The sequence below is a fragment of the Luteitalea pratensis genome (genome assembly GCF_001618865.1).
Taxonomy (GTDB): Bacteria; Acidobacteriota; Vicinamibacteria; order Vicinamibacterales; family Vicinamibacteraceae; genus Luteitalea; species Luteitalea pratensis.
Window position 1 is genome coordinate 3,786,628 of sequence record NZ_CP015136.1, and the last position, 19,115, is coordinate 3,805,742.

A 19,115-nucleotide genomic window follows, 5' to 3' on the forward strand; every position below is an offset into this window, starting at 1 on the left:
CACGGCCCTTTGGCGAGGAGGGAGGACCGAGGATAGAGGACCGAGGGAAGGACGGAGGACTCAGGACCGAGGATCGGCGCCCGTCCTCATTCCTCGAACCTTCCCTCAGTCTTCCGTCCTCCTTCCTCCGTCCTTGTGGGGGAGCCGTTGTATGCTTTGCCCGCCATGAACCAACGTCGTCTCTTCATCGCCAGCTGTGTCGCCCTCATCGCCACGGCGATGTCGTTCGCCATTCGCGGCGACATCATGGGCCAGGTCCAGCAGGAACTGAGCCTCACGGACGTGCAGGTCGGGTGGATCCTCGGCGCGGCATTCTGGGGCTTCGGTCTGTCGATCTTGTTCGGCGGGCCGCTTTGCGACCTGCTGGGCATGGGCACGATCATGCGCCTGGCGGCCGCTGGTCACATCGTTGGCGCACTCCTCACCATCGTCTCGACCAACTTCACCGTGTTCTTCCTCTCGACCGTCGTGGTGGGCATCGCCAACGGCCTCGTTGAGGCGGCGATCAATCCGCTGATCGCAACCATCTACGCCGGGAACAAGACGGCCAAGCTGACGACACTCCACGCCTGGTTCCCCGGCGGGATCGTCATTGGCGGCGTCCTGGCGTTCCTGATGACGCAGGTGGGATTCGGCTGGAAGGCCAAGGTGCTGACGCTGCTGGTGCCGTCGGTGATCTACTTCGTGATGTTCATGGGGCAGAGGTTCCCTGCCACCGAGCGCGAAGCTGCCGGCGTGCCGTTTGGCGACATGTTCAAGGAACTGGCTCGCCCCCTGTTCGTGCTGGTGTGGTTCTGCATGATCCTGACCGCGGGCACCGAGCTCGGCGCCGGCAGCTGGATTCCGACCATCTTCAATCGCGTCACCCAGAGCGCGACGCAGGCCGGTATCCTCCAGGTGGTCTGGATCAACATGGTGATGTACCTGATGCGGCAATTCGGCCACAACGTCTCGCACAAGATCGCGCCCACCGGCCTCATCGCCGTCAGTGCCCTCGTGGCCGCCGTCGGCCTCTACCTGTTCAGCCACGCGACGACTGTCACCGCGGCATTCCTGTGGGCCGGCGTGTTCGCGGTTGGCATCGCGTTCTGGTGGCCGACGATGCTCGGCATCACGTCCGAGCGCTTCCCGCGCTCCGGCGCGCTGGGGCTGGCGGTGATCGGTGCCACAGGCAGCTTCGCCACGGCGCTGTCGGGCCCCGTGATGGGCTGGATCAGCGAGACGCATGGCACCGCTCAGGTGCTGCCGATCTGGTCGGGCCTGCCGCTGCTCCTGATCGTGATCTTCGGCGCCATCTACATGGTGGACAAGGGCAAGGGCGGGTACAAGGCAGAGAAGATCGCGTAAATGCCGGAATGCTGGAATGCCGGAATGTCGAAGGCTCAGTGACCCCGTGGAATGCTGGAATGTCGAAGCCCCGGAGCTCTCGACATTCCAGCATTTCAGCATTTCAGCATTTTCATTAAAATGTCCCTGTGTCTCGTCTTTCCTCCCTGACCTTCCCGATCGTCCAGATCTCGCTCGACCTCACCAACATCGATGAAGCGCTCGATACCGCGGCGATTGCCGTGGACGCGGGCGTCGACTGGCTCGAGGCCGGCACGCCGCTGCTGCTCGCCGAGGGGCTGCACGCGGTCGAGCAGCTCCGGGCGAGGTTCCCGAATCACCCGATCGTCGCCGACCTGAAGACGATGGACGGTGGGTACCTCGAAGCCGAGATGATGGCCAAGGCCGGCGCCGACCTCGTGGTGGTCATGGGGCGTGCGCACGAGGCCACGGTGCGTCGCGTCGTCGACGCCGCGCGTCACTACGGCATCAAGGTGATGGGCGACAACATGGTCGCCGAGGATCGCGTGAAGAACGCGCAGTGGCTGGAATCGCTGGGCTGCGACTACATCATCCACCACATCGGCTTCGACGAGCGCGGCCTGGTCAAGGGCCTCAGTCCGATGGACGAACTGGACGCGGTGGTCGAGGCGGTCAACGTCCCGGTGCAGGCCGTTGGCGGATTGACCATCCCGCAGGCGATCGACTGCCCGGCGCACGGCGCACCCCTGGTCGTGCTCGGGGCGCCGCTGGTCATCGACGCCAACGAATTCAAGACCTCGAGCAACGACCTGCACACGGTGCTGCGCGAGATCAGCACAGAGATCCGCAAGACGCCGCTGAAGCGCTGGACCGCCGACGGGACGCGGATCGCGCAGGAGGGCAAGTAGATGGGTGCCATGCAACCCGCCGTCGTGCAGTTCGGCCTCGACCAGCCGTTGCAGGTGGCCCTGCGCGACGTCCCGGTGCCCGAGATCGGGCCGGCCGACGTGCTGCTGGCCGTGGGCGCCGCCTCCGTCTGCGGCTCGGACGTGCACCAGGCCTACCTGACGCATTCATGGCCGGTCAACGCGCCGGTGACGCTCGGGCACGAATTCGGTGGCGTCGTCGCCCAGGTCGGTGCCGACGTGAAGGCCTTCAAGGAAGGCGACCGCGTCGTCAGTGAGACCGCCGCGTACATCTGCGGCGAGTGCCTGCTGTGCCGCACCGGTCGCTACAACCTGTGTCCGACCCGCAAGGGATTCGGCTACGGCATCGATGGCGCGATGGCGCAGTACGTGCGCGTGCCGGCGCGCTGCCTGCATCACATTCCCGACACGCTGCCGTTCGACATCGCGTGCCTGACCGAGCCGCACTGTGTCGCCTACCAGTCGATGTGCGTCAATGCGGACATCAAGCCGGGTGATCTCGTGGTCGTGCTCGGTCCTGGACCGATCGGATTGCTCTGCGCGAAGATGGCCGCGCTCAGTGGCGCGTACCCGCTCGTGGTCGCTGGCCGCGCGGCCGACCGGGGACGCCTCGAGGTCGCGCGCGAACTCGGCGCGACGCATGTCGTCGACGTCGACAACCAGTCACTCGAGGAGGTCGTGCGCGCGCTCGACCCGCTGGGCGCCGATGTCGTGTGCGATGCCTCGGGGGCGAGCCGTCCGCTCGATGCGGCGCTGCAGATGTGCAAGCCGGACGGCACGGTCGTCAAGGTCGGCTGGTCGCCCGATCTGGTGCCGATCAATCTCAATCCGCTCGTCCAGAAGGCCGTGCGGTTGCATGGCTCCTTCAGCCACAACTACCCGGTGTGGGAGCGCGTGATCAGCCTGCTGGCCGCCGGCCGGACCGGCGCCGAGAAGGTGGTGGGCCTGCGGACGGATCTCGAACACTGGCACGAGGCCTTCGAAGGCATGCACAGCGGCCAGGTGATCAAGTCCGTCCTCCTGCCGCACGGCCCGGAAGGGCCGAAGCGCTAGCACGCGCCGTGGCGGCCCGTCCGCCGCGTGTGACGTCTGAGTTGGCATGCGCCATCGATTCCTGCTGGTCCCGTTCCTGGTTGTGGTGGCTGTTGCCTCGGCCCGCGCGCAAGCGCCTGCCGATCTGTCCGGCACGTGGCGATTGAACGCCGAGGCGAGTGACGTCGGGGGGACCGGTGGCGACGAGAACGAGATGCCGACCGCCGGCCGGGTGCCAGTCGGTGGGCTCGGCATGCCGGGACGCCAGCCGCTCGGAGGCTATGGCTCGCCGGGCGGCCCGGCTTCGCCCGAGGCGGCCGTCGATCCCCAGACGCGCAAGCAGCGGATGGAACTGCTGCGGGAACTGCTCGAGCCGGTGCGCAAGCTGAGCATCGCTCAGGACAGCTCGGTCGTGTCGTTCACCTACGACGATGGCCGCACCGTCCGCTACCGCACCAACGGCAAGGCCGAGCGGCACCAGTCCGTCAACGGCGTCGTCGAGACCGAGACCCGCTGGAAGAAGGGCCGGTTGGTGCGCGAGACCAGCCTCGACGATGGCGTGACGATCGAGGAGACCTTCACGCTGACCTCGCCGCGCGGATTGTCGCTCGAGATCGAGATTGGGGGCGGCGTCGGCCGGCGCAAGCCCATCAAGCGCATTTACGACCCTGTCCAATGAACCCGGATGCGCGCCGCGCGTCCCTTCCGAGTCTTCATGGCTGACCTCAAGATCCCGAATCTCCCTCGCGCGTTCGATCTCACGGGCCGCGTCGCTCTCGTTACCGGGTCGACGTCAGGCATCGGCAAAGGCATCGCGCTGCAGCTGGCGGCCCTGGGTGCGGCCGTGATCGTCAACGGGCGATCCGAGGCGAGGGGCGCGGAGGTGATCGCGGGAATCACCGCGGCCGGCGCGCGTGCCGCCTTCGAGGCCAGCGATCTCACCGACGCGACGCAGTGCCGACAACTCGTGGATCGGGCTGCCGCCCACTTCGGTCGCCTGGACATCCTCGTGAACAATGCCGCCGACACGTCACGCGGCGACGTGCGGACGACGACGATCGAGGACTGGGATCGCATCCATGCGATCAACCTGCGGGCGCCGTTCTTCCTGATGCAGGCCGCCGTGCCGCATCTCGAGCGGCAGGGCGGCGGGGTGATTCTCAACATCGGGTCGGTCAATGCCTACATCGGCGAGCCGAAGCTGACGGCATATTCGTCGGCCAAGGGCGGGCTGATGACACTCACGAAGAACGCCGCGGCGCAGCTCAATGCGGCAAGGATCCGCGTCAACCAGATCAACGTCGGCTGGACCCTCACCGAGGGCGAGGAGAAGGTCAAGCGTGAGCAGGAAGGCAAAGGCGACGAATGGGTCGCCGAAGCCGTCAAGACGCGCCCGTTCGGTCGCCTGCTGGAGCCGGCCGACACGGCATACGCGGTCGCGTACTATGTGTCGGATGCAGGTGCGTGCGTGACCGGCTCGGTGATGGATCTCGAGCAGTATCCGGTCGGCGCGCCGCCGGCCTGGTGAGAAGCCGCGTGGGCTGCAGCCTGAAGCCTGCAGCCTGCCGTAGACCCGTGTAGCTGCCCGACTCTGTCCGGCAGTCGTCTGTAGCCCGCAGGCCGTAGGCCGTAGCCCTCCTAATCTGATGCCACCTCGTATTTCCGTCTTTCCCAAGTGCTACTTCGACGAGCTGTGTGCCGGCCGCATGGATTACCTCCAGTGGCTGCGCGATGCGAAGGGCCTCGGTGGCGAGGGCATCGAGCACTACGACGGGTTCCTGGCGCCGCTCGGGCCGGACGGCGCAGCGCGCGTGTGCGAGGTGATGGAGGAGACGGGGCAGGCGTCCTCGCTGCTGTGCTTCTCTCCTGACTTCACGCATCCGGACGCCGACGAACGCCGGCGGCAGGTGGCGCGACAGAAGGCTGCCATCGACATGTCCGTGGCGCTCGGGCTAAGGCATTGCCGCACGCTCAGCGGGCAGCGACTGCCGGGCATGACGCGCGCCGAGGGTGTGCAGCGGACGGTCGAGGGCATTCGCGCGTCGCTCGAGTACGCGGCCGAACGCGACGTCGTGCTCTGCATGGAGAACCACTACAAGGACGGCAACTGGACGTATCCGGAATTCGCACAGGCCGAGGACGTGTTCCTCGAGATCGTCGAGCAGATCGATCACCCGAACTTCGGCGTCCAGTACGACCCGTCCAACGCCATCGTCGGCGGTTACGATCCGCTCGCGTTCCTCGAGAAGGTCCGGCATCGCGTGGTGAGCATGCACGCGTCGGATCGGTATCTCGAAGAGGGCGCCACCCTCGAAGACCTGAAACAGGCCGACGGGAGCACCGGCTACAGTGCCGCTCTCAAGCACGGTGAGACGGGCAAGGGCCTCAACGACTACGACACGATCTTCGGCATCCTTGCCGAGGCCGGCTACGACGGCTGGATCTCGATCGAGGACGGCATGAACGGACTCGACGAACTCGCCCGGTCGGCCGAATTCCTGAAGGCCAAGCGGGCGCAGTATTACGGCTCGTAGCCGCACCGGGCGCCGGGTTCCGGGTACCGGGTTGTAGGCGTCGAGTTTCGCTCGACGCGCACAGGGCGGGCGTTCTCTTCAAGGCAGCGTTCGTGATTCGGCGTTCGTTCGGCGTTCGGCGTTCAACGTTCAGCGTTCGTCAGAACAAGTGGGAGTAATGGCCAAACAGAAGGCGTCCTCCAAACCCGTCGTCGGGCTCGTGCAGATGAGCTGCGCGCCCGATCCGGCGAAGAACCTCAAGAAGGCGATCAGCCGCATCGGCGAGGCCGCACGCCGTGGCGCGACGATCGTGTGCCTGCAGGAACTCTTCAAGTCGCAGTATTTCTGCCAGACCGAGGACACGGGTCTCTTCGCGCTGGCCGAACCGATTCCCGGCGAGACGACGAAGGCACTCGCGAAGGTGGCGCGGCAGCACAAGGTGGTGCTGGTGTCGTCGCTGTTCGAACGGCGTGCGGCGGGCGTCTACCACAACACCGCGGTCATCTTCGATCAGGACGGCAGCGTGGTGGGGAAGTACCGCAAGATGCACATCCCCGACGACCCGCTCTATTACGAGAAGTTCTACTTCACACCCGGAGATCTTGGCTTCAAGGTCCATCAGACCTCACGCGGCAACTGCGGCGTGCTGGTGTGCTGGGATCAGTGGTTCCCCGAAGCGGCCCGCCTGACGGCGCTGCAAGGCGCGCAGTTGCTCTTCTACCCGACCGCGATCGGCTGGCTGCCCGGGGAGAAGACGGAGATGAATCTCGCCCAGCACTCGGCCTGGGAGACCGCGCAGCGAGCGCATGCGATCGCCAACGGCGTCTTCGTGGTTGCCGTGAATCGCGTCGGGATCGAGGGACAACTGCAGTTCTGGGGGCAGTCGTTCGTGGCCGATCCCTTCGGACGCATCCTCGCCAAGGCGTCGGCCGAAGCCGAGGAGACCCTGCTGGTCGAGTGCGATCTCTCGCTGATCGAGCAGACACGCCAGAACTGGCCGTTCCTTCGCGATCGACGCATCGACGCCTATGCGCCGCTCACGCAGCGGCTGATCGAACCGTGAGCCTGGCGCGCACCCCTGCCGCACTCGGCTATCGCATGCCGGCCGAGTGGCAGCCGCATGCGGCGACGTGGCTCACGTGGCCAAAGGACCCGGCCACGTGGCCCGATCGTGTTCCCGCGGTGCAGGAGATCTTCCTGCAGTTCATCGACGCCTTGACGCCGCACGAGCGCGTCTGCCTGCTCGTCGACAATGCCGACGTTGCCGAGGACGTCCGGCAGCGGTGCCACGGGCGCGCTGCACGCCTCGAGCACCTGCAGTTGATCCCCATCGAGACCGTGGACTCGTGGATTCGCGACTACGGTCCCAACTTCCTGCTCGGACCTGCGCAGCAGCTGGCGTTCAATCACTGGCGCTTCAATGCGTGGGGCGGCAAGTACGAGTCGCTGATGCGCGACGCCTCCGTGCCTGCGCGCCTGGACGAGCTGGCCGGCGTCATGAAGTTCGAGCCAGGGCTGGTCCTCGAAGGCGGCTCGATCGACGTGAATGGCGCCGGTACCGTGCTCACGACGGAGCAGTGCCTGCTCCACCCCAACCGCAACCCAGGCGTGACGAAGGCGGATCTGGAGGCGTCGCTGCGCGCGTACCTCGGCGTGCAGCAGGTGGTGTGGCTGGGCGAGGGCATCGAGGGCGACGACACCGACGGGCACGTCGACGACATTACTCGCTTCGTGGGCCCGGACACGATCGTGACCGCCGTGGAAGACGACCCTTCCGACGCCAACCACGTACCGCTCCGCGACAACCTGGCGCGCCTGCGCGCGGCACGGCAGCCCGACGGCCAACCGTGGCGGATTGTCACGCTGCCGATGTGTGGGCACGTGATGGCCGACGACGAACGCCTGCCCGCCAGCTACGCGAACTTCTACATCGCCAACGACGTGCTGCTCGCGCCCGTATACGGTCACGCCAACGACGCCGCGGCGACGGCGATTCTCCGGGATCTCTTCCCGACGCGCCGGGTCGTCCCGATCCTGTGCGAGCCGCTGGTGTGGGGCATGGGCTCAATCCATTGCGTGACGCAGCAGCAACCGCACTCTCTGTAGGCCGCGCGAACCTCGGCGGCCGCAGGTAGGCTGCAGCCTGCAGCCTGCAGGCTACGAGCAAGCGAGGTGTGGGCGTCGAGCTTGCTCGACGCGTCAACGCGGCATCGGCGGAGCATCCGGTTCCGGCTCGGTGATTCCCGACTCCCGACTCCCGACTCCCGATCCGGGTCGTCGCCGACTGTCGACCAAGGTCGACAGCTACACCACGTTGGATCTCGACAGCACCACGTTGGATGTAGGGGCCGGGCGCGTCTGACGCGTCGTCACGGGATCGGCCGACACGGCCCGATGCCCCCGCTCGGTGACTCCCGACTCCCGACTCCCGACTCCCGAAAACGTTGGTGCCCGGAACCCGATACCCGGAACCCGATACCTGGTATCCGGTGTCGATATTCGGTTGTACACTTCGACGACTCTTCAGTCTTCGTGACACACACCGAGGTTCTATCTCAGATGCAAGTCATCCGTTCTCCCAAGGTGTACGACGTGGTCGTCGTCGGCTCGGGCGCCGGCGGCGGAATCACCGCCAAGGTGCTCACCGAAGCCGGCGCAGAGGTCTGCATGCTCGAAGCCGGCCCGGAGTGGGACCAGGGCCGCGATGGCAAGATGCTGGGCTGGCCCTACGACTCGCCGCGACGGGGTGCGTCGACTGAACGTCCGTTCGGCGAATTCGATGCCGCCTGGGGTGGCTGGCAGCTCGATGGCGAGCCCTATACGTCGGCGCCTGGATCGCAGTTCGACTGGTTCCGCGCCCGCATGCTCGGTGGGCGCACCAATCACTGGGGTCGCATCTCGCTGCGCTGGGGGCCCGACGACTTCCGCCGCAAGAGCATCGACGGCGTCGGTGACGACTGGCCGTTCACCTACGACGACATCAAGCCGTACTACGACAAGCTGGACGAGTTTGTCGGCATCTTCGGCACCAACCACGCCGCCGAGACGGGGCTGCACAACGAGCCGGACGGAAAATTCCAGCCGCCGCCGCTGCCGCGTGCGTACGAGCTGTACTTCAAGCAGGCAGCAGACCGGTTGAAGGTCGCGTGTGTGCCGGCGCGGTTGTCGATTCTCACGAAACCGCTCAACGGCCGCGCCGCCTGTCACTACTGTGCGCAGTGCGGACGGGGCTGCACGACGCACTCGAACTTCCAGTCGACCACCGTGCTGCTGCCGCCGGCGATGAAGACCGGCAAGCTCACCATCGTGACCGGCGCGATGGCGCGCGAGGTGCTGAGCAACGACGAGGGCAAGGCGACCGGCGTCTCCTACATCGACACCGCGACGGGCGAGGAGAAGGCGGTGCAGGGCCGCATCGTCGTGCTCGCTGCGAGTGCGTGTGAGAGCGCGCGGTTGCTGCTCAACTCGAAATCGGCGCGCTTCCCGAACGGCCTCGCCAACGGCAGTGGTGCCGTCGGCCAGAACCTCACCGACTCCACCGGCGCCAGCCTGTCCGGGTTCATCCCGAAGATGGTCGGCATGCCGAACTACAACGAGGACGGCACCGGCGGCATGCACTTGTACATGCCCTGGTGGCTGAACAACGTCAAGGACAAGCTGCCGTTCCCGCGCGGGTATCACATCGAGCCGGGCGGCGGGCGCCACATGCCGGGCTTCGGATTCATGGGCGGCATCGACCGCCACCCGGGCGGGTCGGGCGGAGGTTATGGCAAGGGCCTGAAGGAAGAGTACCGGCGTCTCTGGGGCGCCACGATCGGCTTTGCCGGACGCGGCGAGATGGTGGCCAACAAAGACACCTACATGGACATCGACCCGAACGTCGTCGACAAGTGGGGCATCCCGGTGCCGCGCTTCCACTGGAAGTTCGGCGACTCCGAGCGGTTGCAGGCGCGCCACATGATGGAGACCTTCAAGGCCCTGATCGAAGAGATGGGCGGCACGGTGCTCGGCAAGATCCCGGGCGCCGAGCAGGACTACGGCCTTGCGGCTGGCGGCCGCATCATCCACGAGGCCGGCGTCGTGCGCCTGGGCGACGACCGGAAGGCCTCGGCGCTCAACAAGTACTGCCAGGCCCACGAGGTGAAGAACCTGTTTGTTGCCGACGCCGGGCCGTTCGTGTCGCAGGCCGACAAGAACCTCACGTGGACGATCATGGCCCTTGCCTGGCGCACCAGCGAGTACATCGCCGAGCAGCGCAAGGCCCTCGCAATCTAGGTCGAGGCCGCTCGTCGAGTGGCCCTTCAAGGGATACGGACACGATGGACAGCATGAATCGACGCAAGGTGCTGAAGGTGCTCGGAGCCGCGCCCGCCATGGTCGGCATCGCCTGGACCGAGGCCGAGGCGCAGCAGGCCCACCAGCACGCGCAGCAGGCGAAGAAGTCGGCTGCCGCGGCCAAGGCTCCCTACAAGCCGAAGTACTTCACGCCGCACGAAATGGCCACGGTCACGGCGCTGACCAACCTGATCATCCCGAAGGACGAGCGGTCCGGGAATGCCAGCGAGGCCGGCGTGCCCGAGTTCATCGACTACATGATGATCGACCAGCCCGATCGCCAGACGATGATGCGTGGCGGTCTCCGGTGGCTCGATAGCGAGTGCCGCAAGCGCTATGGGCAGCCGTTCGTGAAGAGCACCGAGGCACAGCAGACCGAGATCTGCGACGCGCTAGCGTATCCGGCCAAGGCGAAGCCGGAACATTCGCACGGCGTCCGCTTTTTCAGTGCGGTCCGGGATCTGACAGCCACCGGCTTCTTCACGAGCAAGATCGGCATCGCCGACCTCGACTACAAGGGCAATACCTTCGTGCCCAAGTGGACCGGCGCGCCGAAGGAGGCCCTCGACCACCTCGGTGTCAGCTACGAGCCGCTAGGCAAGTGGTACACGGAGTCGATGTAATCTAGCGGCATGTTGCTCCGCATTTCCGCTTCAATTGTCGGCCTGGGGGCGCTTGCCGCCGGGCCGCTGCTGCTGGCGCAGGCGCCAGCGCCCAAGAAGGACGTCGCCAAGGTCTGGACCGACGTCTGTGCCAGCTGCCACGGCGCCTCCATGCAGGGGGCGCAGGCACCGAGCATGCTCGACGACACCTGGGTCTCAGGCAACGGCGACGATGCCGCCCTCGCCTCGACGATCAAGAACGGCCGCGTGCCCACGGGCATGCCCGCGTTCGGCACCCTGTTGAACGACGAAGACATTCGCGCGATGGTCGTCTACATCCGCGAGACGGCCGGCAAGGCGAAGGCGGCGGGCGCTGGCTATGCCGCACCCGCGGCCAACGTCGTCGTGCAGAGCGAGAAGCATGCGTTCAAGCTCGAGACCGTCCTCGAAGGCGTCACGGCGCCGTGGGGCCTGGACTTCCTGCCTGATGGCCGGATGCTGATCACGGAGAAAGGCGGTGCCCTCCGGATCGCCGACGCCAAGGGCGTGCTCGCCGCCGAGCCGGTGCAGGGTGTGCCCGCCGTGTGGTCGAAGGGCCAGGGCGGCCTGCTCGACGTGGCGGTGCATCCCGACTACGCGAAGAACGGCTGGATCTACCTCTCCTACAGCGACCCGGGCGAGAACGACTCGGCGATGACGGCCGTCATTCGCGCCAAGCTGAATGGCAACGCGCTCGTCGAGGTGCAGCAGCTGTTCAAGGCGCCCGCGGCCACCTATCGCACGGCCAACGTGCACTTCGGGTCGCGGCTCGTATTCGACGGCAAGGGGCACGTGTTCTTCTCGATCGGGGAGCGCGGACAGCAGGACGATGCGCAGACCGTCACGCGTCCCAACGGCAAGGTTCACCGCATCAACGAGGATGGATCGATCCCCACGGACAACCCGTTTGCCGACAAGGCCGATGCGATCAAGAGCATCTGGAGCTACGGTCATCGCAATCCGCAGGGCCTGACAATGCACCCGACGACAGGCGCGCTCTACGACGTCGAGCACGGCCCGCGCGGTGGTGACGAACTCAACCTCGTCGAAAAGGGCAAGAACTACGGCTGGCCGGTCATCACCTACGGGATGAACTACAACGGCACGCCGATGACCGACAAGACGGCGGCGCCGGGCATGGAGCAGCCGCTCACGTACTGGGTGCCGTCGATCGCCGTGTCCTCGATCGGTTTCTACACCGGCGGCAAGTTCCCCGCGTGGAAGGGCAACCTGTTTCTCGGATCGCTCGCGGCCCAGGAACTCCGCCGCCTGGAGTTGACGCCGACGGGAGTGAAGCAGGAAGTGCTGTTCAAGAACGTCGGCCGCTTGCGCGACGTCGTGATGGGACCTGACGGCGCGATCTACATCGCCTTCAATCAGCCCGATCGCATCGCCCGCATCGTCCCGGCGTCCGCCACGGGCACGAGCGCCGCGGCGAATCAGGCCAGGTAGGACGGGCGGAAGGCGCGGCGATGGCTCCTTCCGTCCCTCTCGCACTCGATCGCGGCGACGCCGCGATCTTCGACGTCACGACGGCTGCCCCTGGGCCCGCGGGGCAGCTGCCGCTCACCCCCGACGATCTCCTCCAGAAGCCGAGCGGCGACCTCTTCGGCTGGTCGCTGGACGTCGGCATGGGTTGGGCCCCCGGCGCGCTCCGCCAGTCGCAGATGCTGCTGCTCAGCACGCTGGGCGGCATGCGCGAGCCGGACGGTACGCCCCTCGCGCTCGGGTACCACACAGGACACTGGGAGGTCGGCCTCCTGATGCGTGAGGCGGCGCTGACATGTCGGGCTACCGGCTGGACCCCCTTCGCGGGCTTCTGCACCGATCCGTGTGACGGACGATCGCAGGGCACGCCGGGCATGTTCGACAGCCTGCCGTACCGCAACGACGCGGCCACGGTGCTCGGTCGTCTCATTCGCTCGCTTCCGACCCGCGCTGCCGTGCTCGGCGTGGCCACCTGCGACAAGGGCTTGCCGGCGATGCTGATGGCCATGGCCGGTGCTGGCGACTTGCCGGTCGCGATCGTGCCTGGTGGCGTGACGTTGCCTGCGACCGACGGCGAGGATGCCGGCACGGTGCAGACGATCGGCGCCCGCTTCTCGCACGGACTCATCTCGCTCGAGGAGGCCGCGGCGCTCGGCTGCCGGGCGTGCGCGTCGCCTGGCGGCGGATGCCAGTTCCTCGGTACCGCGGCTTCGGCGCAGGTGGTGTCGGAGGCACTGGGGCTCGCCGTTCCGCACAGCGCGCTCGCGCCTTCCGGGCAAGCCATCTGGCTCGACGGCGCGGCCCGCGCGGTGTATGCACTGCAGGCACAGCACGCCCTCGGCTGGACCGCCCGTTCGATCGTCACCGACGCCGCGATCCGCAACGCGATGGTGGCGCACGCGGCATTCGGCGGTTCGACGAACCTGCTCCTGCACGTGCCGGCAATCGCGCATGCCGCGGGCCTGACGCGTCCTGGCATCGCCGACTGGATGGCTGTCAACCGAGCCGTCCCGCGCCTCGTCGACGCGCTGCCTGCCGGGCCGCATCCAACCGTCCGCGTCCACCTGGCGGGCGGCGTTCCCGAGGTGCTGCTGCACCTGCGCGCGCTCGGCCTGCTCGAGACCGGCGTGCCGACCTGCACCGGCCTCACGCTCGGCGACGTCCTCGACTGGTGGGAGCAGAGTGAACGCCGCCAGCGCTGCCGCCAGATCCTGCGCGACCGGGATCGGGTCGATCCCGATGCCGTGATCCTGCCGCCATCGACGGCAGCGGCCGCGGGGCTGACCAGCACGGTGTGCTTCATGCGCGGCACACTGGCGCCGGAGGGCGCGATCGTGAAGAGCACCGCCATCGCTCGCGACCTCCTCGATGCCGACGGCATCTACCGGCACCTGGGACCGGCGCGCGTGTTCACCAGCGAGGCCGACGCCATTCGCGCCATCAAGGGGCAGGACGAGACCGCGCTCGCGCCAGGTGAAGTCGTCGTGGTCGCCGGGATCGGGCCGATGGGTACGGGGATGGAAGAGGTCTACCAGGTGACGTCGGCCTTGAAGCACCTGCCGCGCCTGCGTGGCACGCCGTTGCTCACCGACGCGCGATTCTCGGGCGTGTCCACCGGGCCCTGCGTCGGGCACATCGGTCCCGAGGCCCTGGCCGGCGGCCCGCTCGGACGCCTTCGCGACGGCGATCGCGTGCGGGTGGAGATCGATACGCGCGCACTCGCGGGCACCATCGACCTCGTGCGCGAGGACCCTGTGACGGGTGAACTGGTGCCCGATGTCGAGACGCTCGCGAACCGCACGCCACATCCGGCGCTGGCGCCGCACCCGAAGCTGCCGCCTGCGACGCGGCTCTGGGCGGCATTGCAGGCCGCGAGCGGTGGAACGTGGGGCGGCTGCGTCTACGATGTGGACAGTATCGTGGAGAAGCTCAGGTAGGCTGCAGCCTGCCGCCTACGGCCTGTGAAACCCAAAGCGCTCGGAGACACCGACATGCGTAAGCCCGAGGCCACCCGTCGACAGTTCCTCCAGGCCACGGGCCTGACCGCGGCCGCCGCGTTCGCGGGGGCTCGGATCGCCGCGCAGCCGCAACTGCCAGGCCCGCCAGCGAAGAAACTCGGGTTCGCGGTCGTCGGCCTGGGCAGCCTGGCGATCAACCAGATCCTGCCAGCGTTCGCGCACTGCCGGCATGCGAAGGCGACCGCGCTGGTCAGCGGTGACGCGGCGAAGGCGAAATCGCTCGCCACGACCTACGGCGTACCGGAATCGGGTCTCTACAGCTACGAGACCTACGACCGGTTGAAGGACAACGCCGATGTCGACATCGTCTACGTCGTGTTGCCCAACAGCATGCACCCGGAGTACACGGTGCGGGCGCACAAGGCCGGCAAGCACGTGCTGTGCGAGAAGCCGATGGCCAATACGCCGCAGGACTGCGAGGCGATGATCGCCGCGGCGAAGGCCGCCGGAAAGAAGCTGATGATCGGCTATCGCCTGCGGTATGAGCCGAACAACATGGCGATGATCAAGATGGCTCGCGAGCAGGAGTTCGGCAAGCCGAAGGTGATCCTGTGTGAAGCCGGTTTCAGCATCGGCGATCCGAAGCAGTGGCGGCTCAAGAAGGCATTGGCCGGTGGCGGATCGCTGATGGACATCGGCATCTACGCGCTGAACGCGGCGCGGTACCTCTCCGGTGAGGAACCGGTGGCGATCAACGCGATCTCCTACACCACCCCTGGTGATGTGCGCTTTGCCGATGGCGTCGAGGAGACGATCAACTTCCAGCTGCGCTTCCCGAGTGGTGTGCTCGCCAATTGTGTCTCCAGCTATGGCGTCGGCCTCAACCGGTTCCGCGTCCACGCCGAGAAGGCCTCGTTCGAACTCGAACCGGCGCTGAGCTACAGCGACCTGCGGATGCGCGTGCTGCGCGGCGGTACGGTCGAACTGCGATCGCTGCCCGAGCGCAATCAGTTCGCCCTCGAGATGGACCATATGGCCGAGTGCGTGCAGGGCAACGCGGAGCCGCGCACGCCGGGTGAGGAAGGCCTGAAGGACCTGCGCGCGATGATGGCGATCTACGAGGCGGCCAGGAGCAGCAAGACCGTGACGCTCAACGCCTGACGCCGACGTTCCCCGGAGGTGCATCGGTGTCGCGAGTGGGCGGCATCGATCGTTGCGCACTCGCGACGATCACCTCGCCTGACACGATCATCAGCACCGCCACGAGCGTGGCGGCCGAAGGCGCGCCTTCGGTCAGGCGTGAGGCCACCAGCGCCACGACCGCCTGGACGGGTGCCTGTGCGGACAGCACCCACAGGGGGACGCCCGTCAGGGCCGCGAACCGGCACAGGAACAGTCCAAGGAGGACGGATGCGCTCAGCATGCCGAGCGCGATCGTGCCGGCGCCGACACGCACCGGGTCCGCCGAGCCCATCGCGAGTGCCAGCACAACGAAGCCGATCGTGTTCACGATGTGGCGCCACACGGTCAAGGCAACGGCCCCAGGCAGTCCTCCTGCCCTGGCGATGCGGCTCGCGCCGAGATACGCCACCGAGGAAGCCGCGACGTACACGACGGCCGCCGTCAGGCCGCTGGTCCCGACCGCTCCAGTCCAGACGATGAGGAGGCCGCCGGCGAGCGCGACCGCAGCGCCGGCGAGTCCACGCCCGGTCCACGGCTCGTGCAATACCAGGATCGCCACCGGAGCCTGGACGATCCAGTCGAGGCGGGTCAGGAACACGTACTCGGCCACCCGGCTGCTTCGGGCCAATCCGGCGTAGAACGCCACGCCGGCGACGAGGAAGCCTGCCAGGCTCGACACGAAGGCCACGCGCCAGGCCGGCGATGTCAGGGCCGACGTCCATTCGCGCACGTGCTGCCGCGCACCAGGCAGGATCAGCAGCGTCGCGAGACTTGCCGTGCCGAGTCCATAGACCAGGGCGATGCCCGGCAGGAGTGCGGTGCGCGCGATGACCGCCGCGACGATGAACGGGGACAGACCGGCAAGGACGTGCGAGGCGAAGCCGAGCGCCAGGCCGAGCGCCGCACGAATGGGCGCCGAGGCAGCGTCGGGCTGTCCCAGCCCGACGTCCGGACCGCCGTCGGCCGTGCGGGGGGCGAGGGGGCGCGTCACGGTCGCCCGCATCGTAGCGCAGTCAATGTGCGCGGATCGCCCCCGCCTCCGGCACGTCGTCGAGGACGTCGCGGATCTTGCGCGCCAGCGCCAGCGGCGTATAGGGCTTCTGGATGAACGAGACGTCGGCCATCAACAACCCGTGACGCACCATCGCATCGTCGGTGTAGCCGCTCATGAAGAGCGCTTTCACGGCGGGAAGCCTGGTGCGCAGCGACGTCACCAGTTCGGGTCCACCCATGTGGGGCATGACGACGTCGGTCAGGACGAGGTCGATGCCGCCCTTGTGCCGCGTCGCGACACGAAGCGCGTCGTGGCCGTCATTCGCGGTGAGCAGTGTGTAGCCATGTCTTGCCAGGCTGCGCAGGAGCAGCTCACGCACGTTCTCCTCGTCCTCGACGATCAGGATCGTCTCGTGGCCGCTGACGTCGGGCACCGCCTCTGTCGCGACGACCTCGGCCGGGATCGGATCGGCCACGGCGGGGAAGTAGAGCGTGAAGCGCGATCCACTACCTGGCGCGCTCTGCACGTCGATGCTGCCGCCGCTCTGGCGGACGACGCCGAACACCATCGCCAGTCCCAATCCAGTGCCGACACCGACCGGCTTGGTCGTGTAGAAGGGCTCGAAGATACGTGCCATCACGTCCGGCGTCATGCCGCCTCCGGTATCGGTGATCGACAACATCGCGTGCGCGAAGGACGGCGTCTCGGCCGCACCCTCCTCGTTCTCGGCTCCGCGCATGACGTTGCCCGTCTCGAGCGTCAGGCGTCCACCTGAAGGCATCGCGTCGCGTGCGTTCACGACCAGGTTCATCAATACCTGATTCAGCTGGCTGGGATCGATCTTGACGTGGTGCAGTCGCGGCGCGAGCACCGTCGAGAGGATGATGTTCTCGCCGATCAATCGTCGCAGCATCGCGCTGGTGTCGGCGACGACAGTGTTGAGGTCGAGGACGCGCGGCTGCAGCAGCGACTTGCGGCTGAAGCCGAGCAGTTGTCGCGTGAGAGTCGTGGCCCGTTCGCCCGCCTCGCGAATGGCCTGCGCCGAGGCCCGGGCCACGGCACCCAACTGCTGGTCGGCCAACAACAGTTCACTGTATCCGTTGATCAACGTCAGCAGGTTGTTGAAGTCGTGCGCCACGCCACCGGCGAGTTGTCCGACCGCCTCCATCTTCTGCGCCTGCCGCAACTGGTGTTCGAGGTTGTGCCGTTCGGTGACGTCCTGCGCGAGCGAGAGCAGGCCGGCGAAGGTCCCGTCCGCCTCGATGATCGGTGTGTTGTGCCACTCGCAGGTGATGGTCCGGCCGTCCCTGGTGCGGTTCTCCGCCTCGACGTGGGCGTCCATATTGCCCGCGACGACCTCGGCGAAGATTCGCGTCATGTCGGCCCGCGACTGCTCGGTCACGATGACGTCGAACGGGTGCCGTCCCAACACCTCCGCTTCGCTGTACCCGAACAGCCGTTCGGCGGCCGGGTTCCAGCGTGTGAACCGGAAGTCGGCATCGGTCGTCAGGTACGCAAGCGGCATGCGCTCGATCTGGACCTGGAGCCGGGACAGCAGATGGCTGCGCTCGGCCTCCGCCCGTTTCCTGTCCGTGATGTCGCGGCCGATGCCGATGAGGCCTGTGGGGGCACCGGAGGCGTCCAGGAGCGGCACCTTGGTCGTGAGGTGCCATGTTGTCCGGCCATCGGCGCGAACCGTGCGCACTTCGACGTTGCGCAACTCCTCGCCGCCGAAGACACGACGGTCGCCTTCCAGGTAATCGTGGGCTCGCTCCGGGGGGAACACATCACTATCCAACTTGCCGATCAGATCCGCCTCGCGCGCGACGTCGGCCTGGGCCAGGGTCGCCGCGTTGACGATGACGTAGCGGCCCTGCCTGTCCTTGGTGAAGATGATGTCCGGCAGCGTGTCGATGAGCGTCCGCAGCACCGTCCGCTCACGGTCGAGGGAGACTCGCGCCCCGATCTCACGCTCCAGCGCATCGTCCAGCATGGCGAGCACGACGCCGATCGCCAGCGTGACCACCATGTTGACCAGCGCGAAACTGAGCGTGATCACGCCCCATGACGTCAGGTCCACCGACCGGCCAGGCCAGAGGACGCCAGGCGCGGCCCAGCCGATCAGCCCCATGGCCAGGAGCGTGAGCGTGCACAGAATCGACGACACGAACCCGACACGGAGCCCGAGCAGGATGGTCGTGAAGGTTGTGACCGCGAAGAGGAAGATCTGGCTCATCGGCCGGAACCAGACGATCAGGGCCACGCCCAGCACGTAGAAATTCAGGCAGTAGAAGGTGGCGCTCCAGCGGAACGCCACGCCGGGCGAGAGCACCAGGGTGAGCACCACCACCAGGGCCAGCGTGGCGGCGAGGGCAATGGACGGCAGGCCCTTGGCCAGCGCCACATAGGCGCTCGGGAGATAGACCAGGACGCCCGCGATCAGGGTGACTCGCAGGATGAGTACGAGCAGCCTGGCTCGCCACGGTCCGGGACCGTCGACCAGTCCCGCGAGGTCACGCTGTCCGATCACGCGTCCAATGCTCTCCTGTTCGCCCGTCGTTCGTCCACCGTCGCGCGGGCTGTGCATGTGGAAGCACCGCCCGCCCCGTTGCGCCTCACGCCGGGCACCGGGCTCCGGGCACCGTCGGCCTCGGGTCTTCGCTCGTGGTGTGGCGCCGTGAATCGGCTCCACCAGTCCGACCTGTACAAACCGGAGTGCAGTCCGGGTCGGTGTCATG

The 19,115-nt window shown here is 67.2% G+C and carries 15 protein-coding genes; 13 read left to right on the top strand and 2 right to left on the bottom strand.

The window, feature by feature from the left end; translation table 11 throughout:
* Positions 1–165 precede the first annotated feature (165 nt).
* The 13 genes from LuPra_RS15490 (at position 166) to LuPra_RS15550 (ending at position 15,362) form a co-directional block, all read left to right on the top strand.
* Entirely contained in the window at positions 166–1,347 is a 1,182-nt protein-coding gene (locus LuPra_RS15490) for an MFS transporter (RefSeq protein WP_110171582.1), read from the top strand.
* Positions 1,348–1,475: 128 nt separating this feature from the next.
* Positions 1,476–2,216 carry an orotidine 5'-phosphate decarboxylase / HUMPS family protein gene (locus LuPra_RS15495; protein ID WP_234800405.1) on the top strand — a complete coding sequence of 247 codons (741 nt, stop codon included), beginning with the start codon at positions 1,476–1,478 and terminating at the stop codon, positions 2,214–2,216.
* A complete protein-coding gene (locus LuPra_RS15500; protein ID WP_110171583.1) occupies positions 2,217–3,287 on the top strand; it encodes a zinc-binding dehydrogenase in 1,071 nt (356 codons plus the stop codon).
* Between the two features lie 46 nt (positions 3,288–3,333).
* Positions 3,334–3,945 (top strand): hypothetical protein, encoded by a 612-nt coding sequence (locus LuPra_RS15505; protein ID WP_110171584.1) that lies wholly within the window; start codon positions 3,334–3,336, stop codon positions 3,943–3,945.
* A gap of 36 nt (positions 3,946–3,981) precedes the next feature.
* Positions 3,982–4,794 (top strand): oxidoreductase, encoded by an 813-nt coding sequence (locus tag LuPra_RS15510; RefSeq protein WP_110174707.1) that lies wholly within the window; start codon positions 3,982–3,984, stop codon positions 4,792–4,794.
* Between the two features lie 118 nt (positions 4,795–4,912).
* Positions 4,913–5,800 carry a sugar phosphate isomerase/epimerase family protein gene (locus tag LuPra_RS15515; protein WP_110171585.1) on the top strand — a complete coding sequence of 296 codons (888 nt, stop codon included), beginning with the start codon at positions 4,913–4,915 and terminating at the stop codon, positions 5,798–5,800.
* A 157-nt stretch (positions 5,801–5,957) separates the two neighbouring features.
* Entirely contained in the window at positions 5,958–6,842 is an 885-nt protein-coding gene (locus LuPra_RS15520; RefSeq protein WP_110171586.1) for a carbon-nitrogen hydrolase, read from the top strand.
* Positions 6,839–7,885, top strand: a complete 1,047-nt coding sequence (locus tag LuPra_RS15525; RefSeq protein ID WP_234800406.1) for an agmatine deiminase family protein — start codon at positions 6,839–6,841, stop codon at positions 7,883–7,885. The genes LuPra_RS15520 and LuPra_RS15525 overlap by 4 nt, the downstream gene beginning before the upstream one ends.
* 453 nt (positions 7,886–8,338) lie before the next feature.
* Positions 8,339–10,054 carry a GMC oxidoreductase gene (locus LuPra_RS15530; RefSeq protein ID WP_110171587.1) on the top strand — a complete coding sequence of 572 codons (1,716 nt, stop codon included), beginning with the start codon at positions 8,339–8,341 and terminating at the stop codon, positions 10,052–10,054.
* Positions 10,055–10,107: 53 nt separating this feature from the next.
* On the top strand, positions 10,108–10,737 hold the full coding sequence (locus LuPra_RS15535) for a gluconate 2-dehydrogenase subunit 3 family protein (RefSeq protein WP_234800407.1): 630 nt from the start codon (positions 10,108–10,110) through the stop codon (positions 10,735–10,737).
* Between the two features lie 9 nt (positions 10,738–10,746).
* The gene (locus LuPra_RS15540) at positions 10,747–12,207 is read left to right on the top strand and encodes a PQQ-dependent sugar dehydrogenase (protein WP_110171589.1); all 1,461 of its coding nucleotides are present in this window, start codon (positions 10,747–10,749) and stop codon (positions 12,205–12,207) included.
* Positions 12,208–12,227: 20 nt separating this feature from the next.
* A complete protein-coding gene (locus LuPra_RS15545) occupies positions 12,228–14,180 on the top strand; it encodes a YjhG/YagF family D-xylonate dehydratase (RefSeq protein ID WP_110171590.1) in 1,953 nt (650 codons plus the stop codon).
* A gap of 54 nt (positions 14,181–14,234) precedes the next feature.
* Positions 14,235–15,362, top strand: a complete 1,128-nt coding sequence (locus tag LuPra_RS15550; RefSeq protein WP_110171591.1) for a Gfo/Idh/MocA family protein — start codon at positions 14,235–14,237, stop codon at positions 15,360–15,362.
* Here LuPra_RS15550 and LuPra_RS15555 read toward each other — a convergent pair.
* Both LuPra_RS15555 and LuPra_RS15560 read right to left on the bottom strand, forming a co-directional pair.
* Positions 15,352–16,374, bottom strand: coding sequence for a hypothetical protein (locus LuPra_RS15555; RefSeq protein WP_157899245.1), 1,023 nt, complete (start codon positions 16,372–16,374; stop codon positions 15,352–15,354). The genes LuPra_RS15550 and LuPra_RS15555 overlap by 11 nt on opposite strands.
* 22 nt (positions 16,375–16,396) lie before the next feature.
* Entirely contained in the window at positions 16,397–18,907 is a 2,511-nt protein-coding gene (locus LuPra_RS15560) for a hybrid sensor histidine kinase/response regulator (RefSeq protein WP_162271411.1), read from the bottom strand.
* Positions 18,908–19,115: the final 208 nt, after the last annotated feature.